18 protein-coding genes and 1 pseudogene are annotated in these 20,750 nt (G+C 59.3%); 7 read left to right on the top strand and 12 right to left on the bottom strand.

Annotated features, from left to right (window positions below):
- The first annotated feature begins 19 nt into the window (after positions 1-19).
- A pseudogene (locus ACKXF7_RS06080) lies at positions 20-1,559 on the top strand (AAA family ATPase).
- A 3-nt stretch (positions 1,560-1,562) separates the two neighbouring features.
- Positions 1,563-2,522, top strand: a complete 960-nt coding sequence (locus ACKXF7_RS06075; RefSeq protein WP_249237413.1) for an AEC family transporter — start codon at positions 1,563-1,565, stop codon at positions 2,520-2,522.
- A gap of 107 nt (positions 2,523-2,629) precedes the next feature.
- Here ACKXF7_RS06075 and ACKXF7_RS06070 read toward each other — a convergent pair whose 3' ends face one another.
- Positions 2,630-3,604: a glycerophosphodiester phosphodiesterase gene (locus tag ACKXF7_RS06070; RefSeq protein WP_423742415.1), complete on the bottom strand. Its 975-nt coding sequence runs from the start codon at positions 3,602-3,604 to the stop codon at positions 2,630-2,632.
- Between the two features lie 35 nt (positions 3,605-3,639).
- Positions 3,640-5,079: a 6-phospho-beta-glucosidase gene (locus ACKXF7_RS06065; RefSeq protein ID WP_423742414.1), complete on the bottom strand. Its 1,440-nt coding sequence runs from the start codon at positions 5,077-5,079 to the stop codon at positions 3,640-3,642.
- Positions 5,080-5,400: 321 nt separating this feature from the next.
- Here ACKXF7_RS06065 and ACKXF7_RS06060 point away from each other — a divergent pair, with 321 nt between their 5' ends.
- A complete protein-coding gene (locus tag ACKXF7_RS06060; RefSeq protein WP_044953963.1) occupies positions 5,401-6,270 on the top strand; it encodes a phosphoribosylaminoimidazolesuccinocarboxamide synthase in 870 nt (289 codons plus the stop codon).
- Positions 6,271-6,633: 363 nt separating this feature from the next.
- Here ACKXF7_RS06060 and ACKXF7_RS06055 read toward each other — a convergent pair whose 3' ends face one another.
- From ACKXF7_RS06055 to ACKXF7_RS06040, 4 genes are read right to left on the bottom strand one after another with little or no spacing between them, the layout of a single operon-like run.
- Positions 6,634-7,476: a hypothetical protein gene (locus ACKXF7_RS06055; RefSeq protein ID WP_423742413.1), complete on the bottom strand. Its 843-nt coding sequence runs from the start codon at positions 7,474-7,476 to the stop codon at positions 6,634-6,636.
- Positions 7,460-8,140: a hypothetical protein gene (locus ACKXF7_RS06050; RefSeq protein ID WP_423742412.1), complete on the bottom strand. Its 681-nt coding sequence runs from the start codon at positions 8,138-8,140 to the stop codon at positions 7,460-7,462. Before ACKXF7_RS06050 ends, ACKXF7_RS06055 begins: the two co-directional genes overlap by 17 nt.
- A gap of 11 nt (positions 8,141-8,151) precedes the next feature.
- Positions 8,152-8,718, bottom strand: coding sequence for a hypothetical protein (locus ACKXF7_RS06045; RefSeq protein WP_423742411.1), 567 nt, complete (start codon positions 8,716-8,718; stop codon positions 8,152-8,154).
- Positions 8,705-9,244, bottom strand: coding sequence for an RNA polymerase sigma factor (locus ACKXF7_RS06040; protein WP_423742410.1), 540 nt, complete (start codon positions 9,242-9,244; stop codon positions 8,705-8,707). The genes ACKXF7_RS06045 and ACKXF7_RS06040 overlap by 14 nt, the downstream gene beginning before the upstream one ends.
- Before the next feature lie 161 nt (positions 9,245-9,405).
- On the opposite strand from ACKXF7_RS06040, the gene ACKXF7_RS06035 reads away from it, so the two are divergent.
- On the top strand, positions 9,406-10,368 hold the full coding sequence (locus ACKXF7_RS06035; RefSeq protein WP_423742409.1) for a biotin--[acetyl-CoA-carboxylase] ligase: 963 nt from the start codon (positions 9,406-9,408) through the stop codon (positions 10,366-10,368).
- Positions 10,369-10,422: 54 nt separating this feature from the next.
- Here the strand turns inward: ACKXF7_RS06035 and ACKXF7_RS06030 are convergent, their stop codons facing one another.
- From ACKXF7_RS06030 to ACKXF7_RS06020, 3 genes are all read right to left on the bottom strand, one after another.
- A complete protein-coding gene (locus tag ACKXF7_RS06030; protein ID WP_423742408.1) occupies positions 10,423-11,634 on the bottom strand; it encodes a hypothetical protein in 1,212 nt (403 codons plus the stop codon).
- A 6-nt stretch (positions 11,635-11,640) separates the two neighbouring features.
- Complete coding sequence (locus ACKXF7_RS06025) at positions 11,641-11,883, bottom strand: acyl carrier protein (protein WP_044953961.1); 243 nt, start codon at positions 11,881-11,883, stop codon at positions 11,641-11,643.
- Positions 11,884-12,070: 187 nt separating this feature from the next.
- Entirely contained in the window at positions 12,071-13,522 is a 1,452-nt protein-coding gene (locus ACKXF7_RS06020) for a class I adenylate-forming enzyme family protein (protein ID WP_423742407.1), read from the bottom strand.
- 606 nt (positions 13,523-14,128) lie between these two features.
- Here ACKXF7_RS06020 and ACKXF7_RS06015 point away from each other — a divergent pair.
- From ACKXF7_RS06015 to ACKXF7_RS06005, 3 genes are read left to right on the top strand one after another with little or no spacing between them, the layout of a single operon-like run.
- The gene (locus tag ACKXF7_RS06015; protein WP_418265011.1) at positions 14,129-15,244 is read left to right on the top strand and encodes an acyltransferase family protein; all 1,116 of its coding nucleotides are present in this window, start codon (positions 14,129-14,131) and stop codon (positions 15,242-15,244) included.
- Between the two features lie 58 nt (positions 15,245-15,302).
- Entirely contained in the window at positions 15,303-16,094 is a 792-nt protein-coding gene (locus tag ACKXF7_RS06010) for a hypothetical protein (protein ID WP_423742406.1), read from the top strand.
- 24 nt (positions 16,095-16,118) lie between these two features.
- Positions 16,119-17,714, top strand: a complete 1,596-nt coding sequence (locus ACKXF7_RS06005; RefSeq protein WP_423742405.1) for a glycosyltransferase family 4 protein — start codon at positions 16,119-16,121, stop codon at positions 17,712-17,714.
- A gap of 91 nt (positions 17,715-17,805) precedes the next feature.
- Here the strand turns inward: ACKXF7_RS06005 and ACKXF7_RS06000 are convergent, their stop codons facing one another.
- The 3 genes from ACKXF7_RS06000 to ACKXF7_RS05990 all read right to left on the bottom strand — a co-directional run bounded on the left by ACKXF7_RS06000 (position 17,806) and on the right by ACKXF7_RS05990 (position 20,592).
- Positions 17,806-18,726, bottom strand: a complete 921-nt coding sequence (locus tag ACKXF7_RS06000; protein ID WP_423742404.1) for an ROK family protein — start codon at positions 18,724-18,726, stop codon at positions 17,806-17,808.
- Positions 18,727-18,904: 178 nt separating this feature from the next.
- Positions 18,905-20,302 (bottom strand): cysteine--tRNA ligase, encoded by a 1,398-nt coding sequence (cysS, locus tag ACKXF7_RS05995; protein ID WP_339395032.1) that lies wholly within the window; start codon positions 20,300-20,302, stop codon positions 18,905-18,907.
- A 122-nt stretch (positions 20,303-20,424) separates the two neighbouring features.
- Positions 20,425-20,592 carry a hypothetical protein gene (locus ACKXF7_RS05990; RefSeq protein WP_423742403.1) on the bottom strand — a complete coding sequence of 56 codons (168 nt, stop codon included), beginning with the start codon at positions 20,590-20,592 and terminating at the stop codon, positions 20,425-20,427.
- Between the last annotated feature and the right edge of the window lie 158 nt (positions 20,593-20,750).

Genomic DNA, 20,750 nt, shown 5'->3' with positions numbered 1-20,750 from the left:
AAAGAGGGAAACATCTGTTATGAACATCAAACGTGCCAAAGAAGAGATCGAACACACCGTAAAAGCCTACCTTGCCAAGGATGCCTTGGGCGAATACGCCATCCCGGCCATCCGGCAGCGCCCCATCCTGCTCATGGGGCCTCCGGGCATTGGCAAGACGCAGGTGATGGAGCAGGTAGCGCGGGAGTGCGGGGTGGCGCTGGTGGCCTACACCATCACTCACCACACCCGCCAGAGCGCTGTGGGCCTGCCCTTCATCCGCCAGCGCAACTACGGCGGAAAGGACGTCTCAGTGACCGAATACACCATGAGTGAGATCATCGCCAGCATCTACGCCAAAATGGAGGCCACCGGCCTTGCGGAGGGCATCCTGTTCATCGACGAGATCAACTGCGTGTCCGAAACGCTGGCCCCCACCATGCTGCAGTTTTTGCAGTGCAAGACCTTCGGCAATCAGGCTGTGCCTGCGGGCTGGGTCATTGTGGCGGCAGGCAACCCGCCGGAGTACAACAAGTCCGTCCGGGATTTTGACATCGTGACGCTGGACCGTGTGCGCCGCATGGACATTGAGCCGGACCTGCCGGTGTGGAAGGACTATGCCCGCGCGGCCCACATCCACAGCGCCATCCTGAGCTATCTGGAGCTGCACCCCCAGAACTTCTACCAGATCAACGCAGACGTGGACGGCACCCAGTTCGTCACCGCCCGCGGCTGGGAGGACCTGTCCAATCTGCTGGACACCTACGAAGCGCTGGGCCTGCAGGCAGACGAGGAGCTGATCCGGGAATACATCCAGCACCCGAAGATCGCCGAGGATTTCTCGGCGTACCTCGACCTCTACTATAAGTACCGCGATGACTACGGCGTAGAGGAGATCCTTGCCGGGCAGACGAAGCCCGCCGTGTTCGCACGGCTGCTGCAGGCCCCCTTTGACGAGCGGCTCAGCCTTGTCAGCCTGCTGCTGGCCGGGCTGGGCACCCGGTTCACCGCATCCCGACAGGCGGACGCTGTGGCCGACAGCTGCTACGCCCTTCTGCGGGAGAATCAAAAAAGCCCTTGCCACCCTGCCGGAGGATATCCCGGACGGCTCCGCGGAGCTGTTCCACCAGCAGATCGTGGACTACGATGCCGAGACCCAGCAAAAGCGCGCGGCGGGGCTGCTCTCCAAAGACAGCCTGACCACCCGTCTGCAGGTTCTGGCCGTACTGCGCCAGTGGGAGGGCGAACTGCGCCGCGCCAGCGCCGCCGGGACACAGGAAGCCTTCGACCTGCTGCGCGGGCAGTTCCAGTCTCTGGCCGATGCGCGCGAAAAGGCCCAGCAGGCCGCCAGCGCCGCGCTGGAAGCCGCCTTTGACTTTATGGAGCAGGCCTTTGCCGAAAGTCAGGAGATGGTGGTGTTCGTCACCGAGCTTACCGTGGACCCTGCGTCCCACGCTTTCCTCACTGAGAACGGCTGTGAGCGCTACTTCCAGTACAACAAGGATCTGCTGCTGGACCACCGCAAAGCTGCCCTGCAGCAGGAGCTGGCGGCAGAGCAGCGCCGCCACGGCGGGGTGTGAGCCATGCTGGAAAATCTTCTGTTCAGCCTGAACAGCACCCTGCCGCTGTTCTTTATCATGCTGCTGGGCTATGTGCTGCACCGCACCGGCTTTCTGAGCGACGCATTCGTGGCAGGGGCCAACAAATTCGTTTTTTACGCTGCACTGCCGGTGCAGCTCTTCCGCGACCTTGGCAAAAACGATGTCCGCACCACCTTTGACGGCCGGTACGTCCTGTTCTGCTTTGTGGTCACACTGGTGAGCATCCTTGTGATCTGGGCGCTGGCAAAGGTATTTTTAAAGGGCACCGGCCTTGTGGGTGAGTTCGTACAGGCGTGCTACCGCTCCTCTGCTGCCATTCTGGGCTCGGCCTTTCTGCAGAGCATCTACGGCGATGCCAGCATGTCCAGCCTGATGATCTTAGGCAGCGTGCCGCTTTACAACATTATGGCCGTGGTCATCCTGACGCTGGAAAGCCCGGCCGCCGCCCAGACCGGCAGCATGTCCGCAAAGCTGAAAAAAAGCGCCAAAGGCGTCCTGACCAACCCCATCCTGCTGGGCATTGCAGCAGGCTTTGTATGGAGCATGCTGCACATTTCCATGCCTGCCATGCTGGATAAGACCCTCTCCAATGTGGCCGGGCTGACCAGCCCTCTGGCCCTGCTTGCCATCGGTGCGGGCTTCAAGGGCCGCAAGGCGCTGGGCTATCTCAAGCCCACCACCATCGCCACCGTGGTCAAATTGATGATCCTGCCCGCACTGTTCCTGCCGCTGGCGGTGCACCTTGGCTTTACAGACGAAAAGCTGGTGGCACTGCTGGTGATGCTGGGCAGCATCACCACCCCGGCGTGCTACGTCATGGCAAAGCAGATGGGGCACGAAGGCGTCCTTACCGGCAGCGTGTGCGTCACCACCACCTTGTTCAGTGCCTTCAGCCTGACCTTCTGGCTGTTCGTGCTGCGGAGCCTCGGGTATATTTTATAACCTCTTTTGCATAGCAAAACAGCGGACAGCCTGCAGGCTGTCCGCTGTTTGCTTTTCAGAAGCTATTGGGAAAGCAGGGTGCACCGAAGGGATGCAGCTTCTGCCTTTTATTCGGTCATTTCCAGTTCAGCGATCCATTCCCGCACGCGGTCGGGACGGTTGGTCACGATGGCATCCGGCTGCAGCGGCCAGAGGTCTTTTACCGTCTTTTCCTCGTCCACCGTCCAGTATGCCGTCTTGATGCCCAGATCATGCAGCTTCTGCACCATGCTGGGCTGCTGATAGGCGGTGTGGTACTCGCAGCTCACCCAGTCCGGCTTGAAATCCAGCGTCTGGACATACTTCACCGGGTCCCGCTGATCCAGCAGGTGCTGGATCACTTCTATCAGGCTCTCGTTCGGAAACTCCACCTGCAGCATACTGACCTGACTGCCTATCTGGCGCAGCATCCAGCTGCAGTTTTCATCGTTCACATTTTCCACCGAGAACATGGGCAGCTGTGGAAAATCGTCCTCTTCCAGACTGTTCTGCAAACCAAGGATCTCCCACATGGCGGTGGGCAGAGCCATGGTCTCCATGGCACCGTAGACCAGCACGCCCACCTTCAGCTCCGGCATCAGCTGCTTTGCCTGCCGCAGCAGGTCGTGGTTGAACGAGATCACCACCAGCCGATCGGTGATATCCGCCGCACGGATCTCTTCGATCACCCGGGGCACAAAGTCCGGGTCGTTATCAATGGTGGCCTTCAATTCCAGCTGGACAACAGTGCCTTCCATTTCCCTGCACAGCGCCAGTGCCTCCTGCAGGGTGGCGATCCGCTCATCCTTGTAGCTCACATCCTTCCAGCTGCCAAAGTCCAGCGCCTTCAACTCCTCCATGGTCATGTCGTAGATTTGGCCCCGCATATCGGTGTGCCAGTCAATGAGAAAATCGTGGTGGATGACCAGCTTTTTGTCTCCGGTCTGCTGTACGTCCATCTCCACGCCGTCCGCGCCGATCTCCATCGCCTTGCGGAATGCTGTAAGGGTATTTTCCGGTGCAAGGTAGGACGCACCACGGTGTGCAATGATCTCAGGCATCATTCTTTTCTGATTCCTCTCTCGTTTGTTTTTGTATTTTATGCAAGGTCAGAGCCGTTTGAAGCAATGACCTTTTTGTACCAGTAAAAGCTGTCCTTGCGGCTGCGGGCCAGAGTGCCCCTGCCGTCGTTGTCCTTATCCACATAGATAAAACCGTAGCGCTTTTTCATTTCGCCGGTAGAGGCGCTCACCAGATCGATGGGCCCCCATGTGGTGTAGCCCATCAGCGGCAGGCCATCCTCGTTGATGGCCTTTTCCATCTGTTCAATGTGGGCTCGCAGATAATCGATCCGGTAGCTGTCGTGGATGGAGCCATCCGGCTCCACCGTATCCACCGCACCCAGACCATTCTCCACAATGAACATGGGCTTCTCATACCGGTCGTAGATGGTGTTCAACGTCACGCGCAGGCCCACCGGGTCGATGGCCCAGCCCCACTCGCTGGCCTTGAGGTAGGGGTTCTTTACAGCTTCCAGCACCGCATTGCCGTCGGCCTTTTCTTCTGACAGGATCTCCTTGTCCGTGGTGATGCAGCGGCTGGAATAGTAGCTGAAGGAAACAAAGTCCACCGTGCCCTCCCGCAGGGTCTTTTCGTCCTCCGGCTCGGTCTGCAGCACGATGCCTGCCCGCTCCATCCGTTTTTCGGCCCACACCGGGTAGGCCCCACGGGCCTGCACATCGGTAAAGAAGTAGTTGTCGCGGTCCGCTTCCTGTGCGGCGCGGATATCCTCCGGTGCACAGGTGCGCGGGTAATACTGGCCCGCTGCCAGCATACAGCCCACCATGGCACCGGGCATCTTTTCGTGGGCCAGCTTCACGGCCTTTGCGCTGGCCACCAGCTCATGATGTGCCGCCTGATACTGCACCTGCTTTACGTTTTCGCCCGGATGGAACACCAGCCCTGCGCCGGTGAAGGGCAGATGCAGCAGCATGTTGATCTCGTTGAAGGTCAGCCAGTATTTCACCTTGCCCCTGTACCGGTCGAACAGCACCTCACAGTAGTGCACATAGGCATCCACCATGCGGCGGTCCTTCCAGCCGCCGTATTTTCTGATGAGGGCAATGGGCGTATCAAAGTGGCAGATGGTAACAAGCGGCTCGATCCCATATTTATGGCATTCATCGAACACGGCATCGTAGAAGGCAAGGCCCTCTTCGCTCGGCTGGGCATCATCGCCGTTTGGCAGGATGCGGGTCCATGCGATGGACAGCCGGAAACACCGGAAGCCCATCTCGGCAAAGAGGGCGATATCCTCTTTGTAGTGGTGATACAGGTCAATGGCCTCGTGGCTGGGGTAATAGTGCCTGTCGTCGCATTCCAGCATTTCCAGCCGGCCCAGCGCCACCGGAAAACGGTCAGCGCCAAACGGGGTCACATCCACGGTGGCAAGGCCCTTGCCGCCCGCCTGCCATGCGCCTTCGCACTGATTGGCAGCGGTGGCACCGCCCCACAGAAAATCTTTCGGGAAACTGCCCATACGTAAAACCTCCCTGTTTTCTATCTTTCCGGCACCGGACAGGCCGGGGCCTTACTTTATCTAGTATAAAATACCGCACAATCCGCTCTGTGTCTATGCCCGCATTTTACAAAAAATTGCTTCATTGTTGTGAAAGTACGACTTTTATCGTCAAATCGCCGAATTTCACTTTTATTTTTCGTACATTTTTCACGAGAAAAATGCAAAAACAGCCCTATTTTCCTTTCATTCTGTTTCTTTCAAACTGTCCGCAGACATGGTACAATAATCAGGTAAGATACACCGCCGCTTTTTCGGCATTGGAAAATGGAGTGTTTGATTATGACTGAGTTCAAGCCCATTAAAGAAGGCAAGGTCCGTGAGATCTATGATAACGGTGACAGCCTCATCATGGTTGCTACCGACCGCATTTCCGCGTTTGATGTCATCCTGAAAAACAAGGTCACCAAAAAGGGCACTGTTCTGACCCAGATGAGCAAGTTCTGGTTCGATTACACCCGCGATCTGCTGCCCAACCACATGCTGAGCGTGGACGTGAAGGATATGCCGGAGTTCTTCCAGCAGCCCCAGTTCGATGGCAACAGCATGATGTGCCGTAAGCTGACCATGCTGCCCATCGAGTGCATCGTGCGCGGCTACATCACCGGCAGCGGCTGGGCCAGCTACCAGAAGACCGGCAAGGTGTGCGGCATCCAGCTGCCCGAGGGCCTGAAGGAATCCGACAAGCTGCCCGAGCCTATCTACACTCCCTCCACCAAGGCCGAGATCGGCGACCACGACGAGAACATCTCCTACGAAAAGAGCATCGAGGTGCTGGAAAAGCAGTTCCCCGGCCACGGCGAGGAGTATGCCACCAAGCTGCGCGACTACACCATCGCCCTGTACAAGAAGTGCGCTGAGTATGCGCTCTCCCGCGGCATCATCATTGCCGACACCAAGTTTGAGTTTGGTCTGGATGAGAACGGCAACGTAGTGCTGGGCGACGAGATGCTCACCCCGGATTCCTCCCGCTTCTGGCCGCTGGAAGGCTACGAGCCGGGCCACAGCCAGCCTTCCTTCGACAAGCAGTTCGTTCGCGACTGGCTCAAGGCCAACCCCGACAGCAACTACGATCTGCCGCAGGATGTCATTGACAAGACCATTGCCAAGTATCTGGAGGCTTACGAGCTGCTCACCGGCAAAAAGCTGTAAATTTTACGATAAAACGAATCCCGGCAGATGCTTGACAGCTCTGCCGGGATTCGCTATAATGTCTATAGAAAGGGCACTGCGACAAGCGGTTAGCCCCAGTTCAAGGTTTACAGTTTTTGAGAACCGTCACCGTGCCGGGTGGCGGTTCTTACTTTTTCACGCGAATGGTGAATGTCAATCCAAACAAGTGGAATGTCAAAGTAATTGGCATGTACTCACCTCCTTTCGGAAGTGAGGGCCGAACCGCCTGCCGTTGTTTGCAGTGCCCCGCCGCCTTTCAGCAGCAGAGATAGCATAACATAGTTTTCGGCTGATTTCAACAAAAAAATGCTTCCGTGCGTCGCACGGAAGCATTTTTTTGTTTCACTCACTCAGCTCCGCGCTTTCCTCGGAAAAAGCTTCGGACTCTGCCGTTTCTTCGTTTTCTTCGTCCAGCAGGTACTGTATCTCCGTCTGCTTTGCCATCTGGTCAGCCGTCCAGTCCAGCTGCGCAATGCCCACCAGCTTCAGCGTGTACCGCTCCACCTGCTGCAGTGTTCCCGTGCCAAGGCTCTCTTCCGGGTCGTTGTCCGGCGACCATGCAAAGATCAGCGTATCGGGTTGCGGGCGGCACTGCTGCACCGCATCCGTCATGCTGCGGCAGGCCTGTGCAAACTGCTCTGCACTGCCGTAGCTGCCGGACAGCTCCACATCGAGGGTCACATAGCCGCTGCCGCCATCTATGTCCTCCAGCGTTTTCACCGCTCCGGTATAAAGATACACGTTCCCGCTGATGTCCTTTACCGGGGCATCCGGGTCAGATTTCCGGATCTGCGCATAGGCATCGGCGGTGTACTGCTGGCTGAGCTTCATGCTTGCCTGATCCCGCTCCGGGCCGAGTTCATCCCACACCACCGGCAGAAGGGACAGGCCAAAGCACCCGCCCATGAGCACAAGGCAGATCAGCACCGACCAGAAATCGTATTTCCAGCGGCCCGGCCGGGCGGCAAAAAAGAGCACCTCGCCGCCCAGCATCACAAGGCCTGCTGCCGGGACGATCCGGAACACCGGCTGTGTGGGAAAGCCCGGCACAAAATAGGTGAGCAGAAAGAAGATGCCCGCTGCGATCAGGCATACACCCAGGGTAAAGCTGCCCACCCGGCGCAGCGGCGGCTGTTTCCCGGGCATTTCCGGGGCAGCAGAGCCGGTCTCATTCTTCTCGTCCATCCTCGTCCTCCGTCTCGTCCTCCGGGGTCACAGGCTTGCCCAGCAGGGCCGAGAGCTTGGGCATTGCAAAGCCCTTTTTCTCCGGCCCGGCCGGTGTTTCCTGCGCGGCATACTCGGTAAAATCGGCGTCCGCGGCCTTCTGCTTCGGCTTTCTGCCCTTGGGGCCGCGCACCAGCCACACACCGCAGATGATCAGGGCCACGCACACAACGATCTCCGGCAGCTGATCCATCATCAGATAAAGTGCGCGGAAGAAGGGGCTGCTCTGGCCCCAGCGCCACACGATATCCCCCAGCGTGTTCATAAGGATGTTCTGGTAGGCCACCAGTGCGCCCAGCACGATCAGGCCCCAGCCCAGCAGTTTGTGGCTGTCCATCATGAACTCCTGCATCCGCTGGTCCTTCCAGTTGATATGCACCAGATAATCGTCCTCCGGGGCGGTGCCTGCGCCGATCTGCGCCCGGAGATTGAAGGTGTCAAAAAAGCTGTACATCCACACGATGACACAGCCGATGGTCAGCACTTGCAGCGTAGATACGCCAATTACAACGAACAGGCAGAACATCGTGATCAGCGAAAGGCCGCGCTTCATATAGCCCTGATACATCTGGCCTGCGCCCGGGCAGAAGGCAAAGATAAAGGTCAAAATCCCGTTTTTCATCATGATCGATTCCCTCATTTCGTTTGATCGGTAAGCGGCAGATCTCTGTTGTTCTCTGCCGCCGGGCTGTGGGCCCCGAACAGCAGATCATTGACCGCCTTTGAAAAAGACGCCTGCGGCTTCGGCTCTTCGTCCTCCACCGGTCGGCCCAGTGTTTTCGGCTCGGCAGGCCGACGGCCATCCTCCACCGGTCGGCCCAGCTGCGCAGGTTCTTCGGTCTGGCTCTGGCTGGCTTCCTGTGTCCAGCTGCGCAGCTCCTGCCGGAAGTCCAGCAGCTGCTCCACGGTGCCGGAGCGCCACATGGTGAACGCCAGCACTGCTGCCACACCGGCCACTGCAGCGCGGCCCCATGTGTTCTGCATCAGCCGCACCCAGACGGCGGCCATCACAGCCTTGTGCGCGGAGTGCGGCGGCGTTTCCAGTGCATCTGCCGTCAGCAGGGCCGTGTAACGGTCCATGCATTTATCGCAGTAGGCAAGGTGCTCGGCTGTTTCCAGCCGCCCCAGCTCATCCAGCCCGCCTGCCTTCAGGGCCTGTAAGCCTTCGTCGGTCAGGCAGCCGTTTTTGTCAAACAGTTCCATGTACACACTCCCCTCCGCAGCGCTCACGCTGTAATATCTGCTGTGCCAGCATCTTTTTGGCCCGGTAGATCTGCGCCTCCACCGTCTTGGGCGGGCGGCCGCACAGCTGTGCCGCCTCGGCCATGGTGTGCTGTTCCAGCAGCACCAGACGGCAGGGCGTTCTGTAGGGCTCCCGCAGGTCCAGGATCATGGCGGTGAGCTCTTCTTCGCCCAGAGCATCCAGCACCTGCTGTTCCGGCTGGGTGCCGGGCGGCGCACCTTCCAGCGCCAGCACATCGTCGCCGGGGGTGTTCACCCGGCGCACCCATGCGCTGCGCAGATAGTCTTTTGCCTTGTTGGAAGCAATGCGCGCCAGCCACTGTTTTTCAAACCCGGGCGGGCAGCGGTCAATGGCCCGCCATGCCGCCAGAAAGGTCTCCTGCGTCAGGTCCTGCGCATCGCCGGCATCCGGCACCAGCTGGTGGCAGACCGTATACACGAGCGACTGGTATTTTTGCACCATCGCGCTGAATTCCAAGGTCGTCAACGATCCACCCACCTCCTTTCGGTTTCGTCCCGGTCCGACGAAGTGCAGCCCCTGCATTGCCCTTCTGCACATTCATACGAAACAGCCGTTCAAAATCCTGCAAAAAATTTTATTTTTATGATACAATAGAAATAGTATAGCACAAAAGGAGGCATTCGGCCATGGCTGTCAGTACCCGTCAGGCACTTTTGCAGGCACTTTCCGCTGCCGGGGGCAGCTACGTTTCCGGCCAGCAGCTGGCCGAGACCCTCGGCGTGAGCCGCGCTGCCGTGCACAAAGCCGCTGCGGCCCTCACGGCCCAAGGGTACGCGCTGGAAGCTGCGCCCCGCCGGGGCTACCGGCTGGCTGGCGGTGACCCGTTCTGCACCGAAGCCATCGGGGACTACCCTGCACCCATCTATTTATATGACACGCTGGAAAGCTCCAACCGCACGGCAAAGCTGCTGGCGCTGGATGGTGCACCCCATGGCACGCTGGTGCTCACCGCCCACCAGAGCGCCGGACGCGGCAGGCTGGGCCGGAGATTTGAAAGCCCGGCAGGCAAGGGCGTTTACTGCTCTGTGCTGCTGCGCCCGGAAATGCCCGCCGCCAATGCCCAGACCGCTACCATCAGCGCAGCGGTGGCGGTCTGCCGTGCCGTGAAAAAGCTCTGCGGGCTGGAGCTTGCCATCAAGTGGGTCAACGACCTGTACTATCAGGGCAGAAAGGTCTGCGGCATCCTGACCGAAGCGGGGACCGACCTGGAGAGCGGACAGCTGGAATGGCTGGTGGTGGGCATCGGACTGAACCTTACCTCCACCGCCGCCGACTGGCCGGAGGAGCTGGCCCGCAGGGCCGGGAGCCTGTACCCCGGCGGGCCTGCCCCGGTGAGCCGGGCCGCACTGGCCGGGGCCATTGCCCGGGAGCTGCTGGCCCTCTGCCCCGGCTTTGACTGTCTGGATGAGTACCGCGCCCGGTGCTTTGTGCCCGGCCACTGGGTGACGGTGTGTGCCGAGACCGAAACCTACGCCGCAAAGGCCCTTGCCATCGACGAGGAAGGGCGGCTGGTCATCCAGCGGGAGAACGGCCGACAGGAGGCTCTGCGCTGCGGCGAGGTGACCACACGGCCTGCACGGACCGAATAAGACGCAAAAAAGCACCCTTTCCTGCCCGGAAAGAGTGCTTTTTATGTTCTGCACTTATGTATCCAGATCCACGGCTTCCAGCACCGTGATGTCCTCTTTTTCAAAGGCGGTGCGGATCATCCCGGCAAGGCCGGGCATTTCGGCCTTGTTCTCGATGCACAGGGTGATGATGCCGTTCAGGCTGGAGGCTTCCACGCCCATGGAGCCGCCATCCGGCGGAACCCAGACGTTGAAGTCTTTGGTGTACTTCTGAAGCTCCGGCGTGGCCGGCAGCAGCGGATTGCCCAGATAGCTGAGCCAGAAATCCGCCGAGACACCGCTGATGTACTCGCCCATCTGGAACACCCTCTGCTTGATGCGCAGGGGCGCTTTCTGCCGGTCCACCTTGTACACCCAGCTCATCTGCTCGGCCATGCGCTGCAGCTTGACTTCGGGCTGCAGGCTGCGGCGCACAAAGGCGTCCATGCCCGGCACGATGTCCGCAAGGCGGGTATCATCGTTCAGCTTCACGCTGCTCTGGAAGGAGCACACGCAGTTGTAAAGGGCATCCGGCACGCCCGCTTCCCTGCGGGTATCTGCCGAGTAGGAATACTGGATCTCGTCCTTGCCCAGATAGCTGCGCAGTGCAAGGCTCAGCAGACCTGCCAGCGCCGTAAAGGGCTTGACGCCGTTCTCCACTGCCCGGTCCACAAGGCTCTGCTTGGTCAGCCGCACCCGGGTGCGGCGCATCCTGCCCTCGTAGGTCTGCACCACATCCCTCTGCATCGTGTTCTCGGTGGCTGCGGGGGATGGATATTTTTCCATCATGGCCTCGATGTCATAGGCCGGGCTGCACAGGATGGGCGTGTTTGCAAACGCCGTGCCATAGCGCAGGTTGCAGTACTGTTCCAGAATGCGGGTGAGGAAGGGCGACACCCCGTGGCCGTCCATGAGGAAATGATACCAGTCAAAATAGACGATGTCCCCCTCACAGCTCACGCTGAAAAGATAGCCGTTCGTTTCCTCCGGGATATCGCGCTGTGCACTGCCCTGATACACAAGGCAGGGGTTCGGGTTCGGCTCCAGAAAAAAGCTCCGCTTTTCCTGCACCAGCTGTACCTGATAGTACGGTGCGGCCGAAAGTGCCGTATCCAGTGCACGCTGCAAAAGAGCGGGTTCCACCGCGTCCTGCAGCGCAAACTGGTACCGGCACAGGATCTTCTCCCGACGGAAGAAATACATCGTTCCCTGAAAGATGTACTCCGTCGAGCGCCGTGACTCATTCATGAACTGTTACCCCGCGTTTGCCGCCAGATAATCCACCAGATCCCCTATGGTCACAAAGTTGCGCAGCTCCTTTTCGGGGATGCGCAGGCCGAAGGTCTCCTCCAGGTCTGCCACAATGGTCAGGATCTCCATTGAGGACAGATCCAGATCGTCCATCAGGACGCTGTTCTCATTCACATCTTCGGGAGAGACCTCGGCAACATCCTCCAGGATGGCCAGGATCTGGGAAATGATCTCTGCTCGTTCCATAGAAATTTTCTTCCTTTCCGTGACGGATAATAGGCACAATCTCCTGTACCTTTCCATAATAATACCCTGATTCTCTCCTGTGCGCAAGGGTTCCGGCAACAAAGCCTTGTTTTTTGTCGGAACTCCTGTCATCAGTCTTCCGGTCTGCCGGCCCATTTATGCATCCGGGCATTCTACCGCATCCGTATCACTGGCGCAGCAGTTTTCCCATGGCGTTACGGGGCAGCGGCTGCGCGCTGAGCTCCGGCACCATGCGCTTGTACAGCGGCAGGCCGCGGTTGACCCCGGTGACGAACTCCTTCACAGTCTCCTGCTTTGCAGGGTCACAGTAGATGAGGGCACAGATCTTCTTGTCCTTTTCCTTCACGATGCACTCCCGAATGTCCGCACAGGGCACCAGCAGCTTTTCCAGCTCCTCGGGGCTCACGTTCTCGCCGCTGTCCAGAATGATCACGTTCTTCTTGCGGCCGGTCAGGTACATGTAGCCGTCCTCTTCCACCCGGGCAATATCGCCGGTGTGGAACCAGCCCTCGGCATCGATGACTTCCGCAGTGCCTTCCGGGTCCTTGTAGTAGCCCAGCATGATGGGGCCGCCCCGCATGCACAGTTCGCCGTCGTCCAGCTTGTATTCACAGCTGAGATCCACATGGCCCACGCTGGTCAGGTACTTTGCCTCCTGCGAGGAGTTCCATGCACCATCGCCGCAGGTCTCGGTCAGGCCGTACATCTGGGCCACAAAGAAGCCCTTCTCCATCATATCACTCAGCATCTTGGGGTCGAACATGGCAGCACCGCAGGTCAGCATGCACAAGCCGTTCAGGCGGTCGCGGCGGCCCCTCATCACATCGCTGTAGATACTCTTCAGCAGCACCGGCACCACCGCCATCACCTCGCTGTGCATGGCACCCAGATCACGGTAGAAATACTTCAGGTTGTTGCACAGGTTGATGGAGTGGCCGGTGATGCTCCACGAAACAAGGCTGGTCATGGCGGAGATGTGGAACATGGGCAGGGCGGACAGGGACGAGAACTCGTCGGTGTTCCAGCCCGTGTACTTCTTCACATCGTCAAAGGGGTCCAGAAAAGCCGGCATGGCGCTGAACAGGTTCTTCTGGCTCAGCATGACGCCCTTGCTGCGGTCGGTGGTGCCGGAGGTGAACATGATAAAGGCCAGAGCCGAGAGGTCCTCCACCTCGGTCACGTCCTCGGCAGGCTCATAGGCTGCAAAGACATCCATGGGCTTCAGGATGCTGCCGTAGGTCTCGGTGAGGGCAGGCTCCCGCTCCGCGAACTCGCCATCCTGCAGGATACACACCGGCTCGGTGAGGCCCAGCTCGTAGGAGATGGCATCCCAGTCCTTGCCAAGGTTCAGCGGTACAGCCACGCCGCCTGCGATCACGGTGCCGTACATGCAGATGACATACTGGTAGCTGTTGCGGGCCAGGATCGCCACTCGCTTGCCGCGCACGTCGCCATACTCTGCACGCAGGAACGCCACGAACCGGCGCAGATCCTGGGCATACTGTGCGTAGTGCACCTCGGCAACGCCCTGCTTTTCTTCATCATACCAGCGCAGAGCCACACGGTCTGCAATGTTGGTTTCCATATTGCAAAGGGACTGATACAGCGATGTAATCATTTTTTTCCTCCATTTTTATCATCCGATCCGGTGCACCGGTGTAAGCCCACACAGATCCTGCCAGACATTTCCAACTGTGCCCAGTATACAATAAGACCCGTGTCAATGCAAGAGTTTTGCAACATTTAATTTCCAATATTGACAATAAAGTCTTGCACATCATACCATTTCCAGATGTAAATTCTGCCTTTCGTTGCGAAGCCGCCCGGCCTGTGCTATGCTCTTATTGCAGGCGGCATGTGTCCCCCGCCTGCCGGGCTGCCATGGAAATCAATTTTCCGCATGAAGGCTTCCCCCGGTCGGGGGAAGCTGTCACCGCAGGTGACTGATGAGGGCGCAGGACAGCAGCATTTTACCCTGAATACCCCTCATCCGTCTGCTCACTGCGTTCACAGCCACCTTCCCCCCAAGGGGTGAAGGCTTTAGCTCTGGGCTAGGCTGTAAAAATTGATTTCCGTGCCGGACCGCAATTCAAAATTGACAGTCTGTGCAAAAAGCATTATACTGGGTTCATATCCATACAAATTTTTATCTTTTTCATTCAAAATCTACGCATTGTGCGGCGTCCGGCTCTGAGGGAATGTCCCGCGCAAGGAAGGAACCTCCATGGAAGGAACCAAACCCCGCACCGTCAGCTCCATCGGCATGTTCGACATGCTCAAGGGTGCCGGTATGCTGATCATCGTTTTTGCGCATACCGCCGAGCTTTATCCCATGCAGGCGGTCAGCGGCCTGTCCCTGACCGCGTTTTTCCCGTTCATCTATCGCGAAGCGCTGATGGCCGCTTTCTTTATCGCCAGCGGCTACGGCTTCCGCAAGCGCTCCATCGGCAAATGCATCCACCAGCAGCTGAAAAGTCTGCTCAAGCCTTACCTCTATACTGCGCTGTTCACCTGCGTGCTGCACTTTATCATCCACTATAAAACGTTCCAGTACCTGCCCGGCACCATTGGCGAGTCGGTCAAGGTCACCGGCGGTTTTCTTCTGGGCCTGCCCCACACGGCAGAGTATTTCGGGCAGGAATTTTTCTCCTGCGGGCCCATGTGGTATCTGCTGGCCCTCATGGTGGGCTGGATCCTGCTGGATGTGATCCTGAACATCTTCCCGGAACAGTACGTTCCCTGGGCTGTGGCCGGGTGTGCGCTGCTGGGCTGGGGCGTCAGCCTTGTGTGGGAGCCGCCCTTCTGCCTGATCCAGGGCGCGGTGATCGTCCCCTATCTCTATATCGGCTTCCTTGCCAAAAAGAAGCATCTGCTGGACGAGCCCCTGCCGCCCAAAGTCTTTGCCGGGCTGCTGGGGGCCTCAGCACTCATTGCCGTAGGCGCTCTTGCCACCCGCACCACCGACTGCATCTCGCTGGCCGAGTGGTCGCTGGGCCCCCTGAGCATTTTTCTGGACGGTGCTGCCGGTCTTTTATTCATCCGGCTGTTCATGCGGCTCAGCCATTTCCACGGCCGCATCGTGCGCTTTCTGGAGGCGGTGGGCCGACGCTCGCTCCACATCTTCTGCATACATACCGTGGAGATCATCGCCATCCCGTGGTATCTGATGGTAGCCAGATTTTCGGACCGGCCGGTGCTGGGCATGTGGCTGCAATATGCCATCGCTCTGGGCTCCATCTGGCTGGTGTGTGAGCTGCTGCGTGCACGCCGTGCACTCATCATCCGGTTTTTCCCTGCACGGCGCAAGAGCCCTGCCGTGCACTATACCGCCCGGCATTAAGGTGTTTTTCCGGCTGCTGCGGTGCAGCCTATCATAAATGTAAGAGGAGAATCCCGTTATGAACAACGATGCCCCCGAGACCCTTGCTGCGGCCCGCAGCCGCGCTGCCGACCTTGAGCAGCAGCTCAAGCTCTCTGACGAAGGCGTATCCCGGCTGGCACAGCGGTGTCTGGAGCTGGAACAGCAGGTGCTGAACTATCAGGCCGCACTGGCAAGGCACGGCAGCGACAACGAGCCTGCCGCCCTCACCCTGCCGCAGCTGTTCTACGATTCCGGCTCCGGCTATTCCCCGCGGGAATGCCTGACCGTTGCCGAGGACGCCTACGACGAGCTGACCCACGAGGTCTCTGCGGTGTTCACCCTGCCCACGGATGCCCGTGCGCTGCGGCTGGACCCCGGTGAGCTGGCCTGCTGCGTGACTGACCTGAGCATCTCGGACGAGCGGCTGGAATGCCGCGCCATGAACGGCATCCAGCTGCAGGAAGACTGCCTGCTGTTTCTGGATGTGGACCCCAACCTGACCGTGCAGAGCACAGTGCCCTTTGCGGCCGGGATGAAGTTTGCCGTGACCTATCATTACTATCCGCTGGGCCGCTTCCAGCACGAACAGCCCGGCAAGGCCCTGCTGCAGGCCCTGAGCGCCATCAAGCTGCGGGCCGAAGCGGAGCAGAACGATCTCCGCAGGCAGCTGCAGGCCGCCCTTGCCGAGAATACCCGGCTGAACAATCAACTGACCGAGCTGCAGAACAGCCGCGCCGCCTACGAAAACTCGCTGGAAAACCTGTACGAAAGCAGCAGCTGGCGGCTCACCGCCCCGCTGCGTGCGCTGCACCGGCTGTTCCGTCATTGATACGATTTGCAGAGGAGTGTCATTATGTACACAAGTTACAGCACCCTGCAGCGTAAACAGCTGACGAAGCAGGTGTATACCGATACCCAGAGCACCTATCTGCTGGTGTATGCGCCCGGCCGCCATCAGGCGCTGGAGCACGCACTGGAAAACCAGCTGCACCGCAAGTTCCGGCTGGTGACGGAGCTGGCCCCCGCCCTGACCGACTCGGTGGAGGGCGTGCTGCTGGTCAGCGAAGATCTGGAGTGCACCTCCACCGCCCTGACCTATTTTGCCGGTGCCCTGCGCACCGGTGCAGACCTTGTGGTGTGCGACGCCGCCTTTGGCTTTGACGGTTCCACCGCCCTGTACCTGAGCACCCAGCACATCCCCTGCAGCCGCTGTGCCATGGTATCGCGGAAGCTTCTGGACCGCATCCGCGCCGCTGCCCGCGGCAGGGACAGCGTGACCGAGCTGCTGCGCCTTGCCACCTCCATGGCAGAAAACTGCCGCCGCATCCCGGAGTCCCTGCTGCATTTCCGGCGGGAGCTGTGTGCCGATGATGTGTTCTCTGCCTCCGGAAAGCGTGCCCTGATCCTGAGCCATGAGCTCACCATGACCGGTGCCCCCATCGTGCTGGTGAGCGCCGTGCCGGTGCTGCGCAGCATGGGCTTCGAGGTCGTGGTTCTGGGTCCTGCGGACGATGGCTCTCTGCCGCTGTTTCTGGATGCCGGCGCTGCCGTTGTCACCCGCAGCGACTGCGTGATGAGCTCCTCCCTGTGGGGGCTTGCCACCAGTGCGGATTTTGTGCTGGCCAATACTGTGGTGGAGGCCGCCGCCGTGAGCACCCTGAACGGCTCCTTTGTGCCGGTGCTATGGTGGCTGCACGATGCCTTTGCAGGCTATCCGTTCATTGCGCACAGGATCCCCAAAACGCTGGACTCCAATGTGCATGTGTGTGCCGTAGGCTCCCACGCTACTGCCGCCATGCATTCGGTGCGGCCGGATTTTAACATCGAACAGCTGATCTACGGCCTGCCGGACTACGCGCAGGAGAGCTTCCCGGTCTATGATATCAGCTACGCGGGCGGACGCCCTCTGTTCGTGACCGTGGGCTCCTTTGAGCCCCGCAAGGGTCAGGATATCTTCTGCAATGCCATCCGTCTGCTCAAGCCCGAAGTGCGCCAGAAAGCCGCTTTCCTGTTCGTGGGCAAGGCCGCAGACAAGAGCCTGAAGAGTGCCGTGGATGCACTGGTGGAGGATTACCCGGACACCGTGTTCTACCGCAAGCGGCTGGAACGCCCGGAGATCAAGTCCCTGATGGATCAGTGCACCTGTGTGGTGTGCGCCTCCCGCGACGACCCCATGCCCACCTTCGTCACCGAGGGCCTGATCTTCGGCAAGCCCTCCATCGTGTCGGAGCACACCGGCACTGCCGGGCTGATCACCGAGGGCGTGGACGGCTTTGTGTACCGGGACGACGACCCCGACCAGCTGGCAAAGGTGCTGGAACACGCCATCCTGCACCCCGATCAGCTGGCCGCCATGAAGGCCGACTGCCGGAAAATGTACGAGAAATATTACTCCAACGAAGCTTACGTTGCCACTCTGACGCGGCTGGTGAACGAACTGACCACCTGAGTGTCCGCTGTTTTTGTGCAGCATGAAAAAAAGAGGAAGATCCGGCGGGATCTTCCTCTTTTTTCGCAGAAGGAGCAGGGCAGAAGCGGATTCAGTCCATCCTGCCCACCGTGTGCAGACAGGCATACAGCGCGCCCACCTGATTGGCTTCACTGCTGAAATGGCAGGGCACGATCTCGGTGCGCGGCAGACCGATCATGTAGGGCGAATCTCCCCGGGAAGCGAACAGCCCGGCATATACCCGGCGCAGACTGTCCAGCAGCAGCGGCTGTTTGCTGATGCCGCCGCCAATGGCCACCTTTTCCACATCCAGCAGGACGGTCAGATTGTAGATCTGCACCGCCACCGCTTTGCAGAACCTTTCCAGCACTTCCAGCGCTTCCGGCTCTCCGGCATTGGCGGCATCAAAAAACTGTCTGCCATTCATGGGCGCATCGGCGGGCAGGCCCCTGCGGGCGCGGTACCACTGCAGCAGATTGGTGGTGCTGCACTGACAGGCCATGGTTTTTCCGGTGTTCTCCCACTCGTCAGCGTTGGTGTTCACAAAGCTGTATTCCCCGGCGGTAAAATGGATGCCCCGCACCAGCTGGCCGTTGGCGATGATGCCGCCGCCCACACCGGTGCCGATGATAAACACCGCCGCGTTGCAGCAGCCCTGCAGCGCACCGGCCTGCAGCTCTGCAAGGGCAGCGGCCTTGCCGTCATTTTCCAGCGTGACCGGACAGCCGCATCTTTCACGCACCAGCTGCCCTACCTGCGTACCGGTGTTATACAGAAGTGCCCCGCCATTGGAGACAAAGCCGGTGCGGGTGTCCACAAAGCCGGGCAGGGCCATGGCGATGCCGCTTACTTCATCCCGGTGCGGCGAATACAGAGCGTATAATGTGTCAAGAAAATGCTCCTGCGTATCCTGCGGCGTAGGCACAGACCCGGCATCGGTGCGGTTCAATCCTTCGTCCATCACCGAATACTTGATCTCAGTGCCGCCCACATCAAAAACCATGACCTTCATTGTGCCTGCCTCCGCTCATGTTATTTCTGGTTTTATTATGGCAAATTGCGTTTGGAATGTAAAGAGAAAAGCGGCAAAAACAGCCCGGAAAGATCCGCAGATCTTTCCGGGCTGTAAATTTAAAATACCAATTCCGCTAAAGATGCCCAGAATGAAACGGAGGGCATTTTAGAACGTATTACAGTTTGCTCAGCTGCGGGCCCTGTGCGGTGTCCTTGACCGCCCAGCCCAGCTCGGTCAGCTGTGCGCGGATGGCGTCGGCGGTGGCCCAGTCCTTAGCCTTCTTGGCGGCGGCACGCTTCTCAACCAGCTCAGTCACCTCGGCGGGCACCTCGTCCTTTTTGCGATTGTACAGCAGGCCCAGCACGCCGGTGATCTCGTCAAAGGCGGCGGCAGCGGTCTGCAGGGCGTCCTTGGAAGAAACAGCCGACAGTGTATTGATCTCCTTGACCAGATCGAACACGGCAGCCAGTGCATCCGGGGTGTTCAGGTCATCGTCCATGGCGGTGCAGAACTTGGTGCGGGCCTCGGCAGCCTTTTCCTTCAGGGTCTCGTCGGTGCCAAAGGTGTCCTTGGTCAGGGCAAAATCCAGATTCTCGCGGCAGGTGTACAGGCGCTCCAGGCTGTTCTTGCAGCTTTCAATGAGGTCCACGGTGTAGTTCAGGGGCATCCGGTAGCCTGCGGTCAGCATGAAATAGCGGATGGGTTCGTAGCCGTAGACGTCCGCCACGTCCCGCACGGTGAAGAAGTTGTGCAGGCTCTTGGACATCTTCTGATTGTCCACGTTGATGAAGCCGTTGTGCATCCAGTAGCGGGCGAACTCGCAGCCGTTGGCGCACTCGCTCTGGGCGATCTCGTTCTCGTGGTGAGGGAAGATCAGATCCTGACCGCCGCAGTGCAGGTCGATGGTCTTGCCCAGATGGGTGCGGCTCATGGCACTGCACTCGATGTGCCAGCCCGGACGGCCCATGCCGTAGGGGCTTTCCCATGCAGGCTCACCGGGCTTTGCGGCCTTCCACACAGCAAAGTCGGCGGGGTCCTCCTTCAGGTCGTCGTCCATACGGCTGCGCAGCTCACGGTTGCCGCTTTCCAGATCATCCAGCTTCAGGTGGCTCAGCTTGCCGTAGCCGGGGTCGCTCTTCACCCGGAAATACACGTCGCCGTTCTTGGCAACGTAGGCGTGGCCGGAATCGATCAGATCCTTCACAATGTCCAGGATCTGCTGGATATGCTCGGTGGCCCGGGGCTGGACGGTGGGCTTTTTGCAGTTCAGACCGGCGGCATCCTTGAGGTACTCGGCCTCAAAGCGCTGGGCGACCTCCTTCATGGAGGTGCCCTCCTCCTGACCCTTCTTGATGAGCTTATCGTCGATGTCGGTGATGTTGGAAACATAGATCACCTTGTTGCCGCGGTACTCAAGGTAGCGGCGCAGGGTGTCGAACACGATCAGTGGGCGTGCGTTGCCGATGTGGATATAGTTATAAACGGTAGGGCCGCAGACATAGATGCGGTATTCACCGGGCACCTGCGGAACAAATTCTTCCTTCTGGCGGGTCAGGGTGTTGAAGATCTGCATGGTCAATTCTCCTTTTTGTGGCAGACAGAAGCCGCAAAATAAAACGCCCCCGGAGCGGTGCACAAAGCACAGCTCCGAAGGCGGTTTTTCATCAAAATCGCGGTTCCACTTCTGTTTGTCGCTCAAAGCCGGTAACGGCGGCGCACCGCACGGCGATACTTCCCGTAGGGGTTCCCGCCGTGTGCTGTCCGGGCGCACTTTGCGCGGCGGTCTGCAAACAGGCTTCCAGCCAGTGGCCCGTTCTCTCTGCGCAGACGGTATGCGGCGCTACTCTGCCCGGATAAACGCATTTATCCTTTTACCTCTTTATTATAGCGGTGCCGCACAGGGAAGTCAAGGTGGAACAAAAACGATTCAGAATGCCCGCCGCTAACGGGTTGCGGCACCCAGCGTCCGCATCGTGCCTTGGGCGGCACGCGCGTCTTGCTGGCCGCTGCCCCAACAACTC

It is taken from the genome of Faecalibacterium sp. 7 (assembly GCF_049562865.1).
Classification (GTDB): domain Bacteria; phylum Bacillota; class Clostridia; order Oscillospirales; family Ruminococcaceae; genus Faecalibacterium; species Faecalibacterium wellingii.
This window is presented reverse-complemented; position numbering and strand designations above follow the sequence as displayed.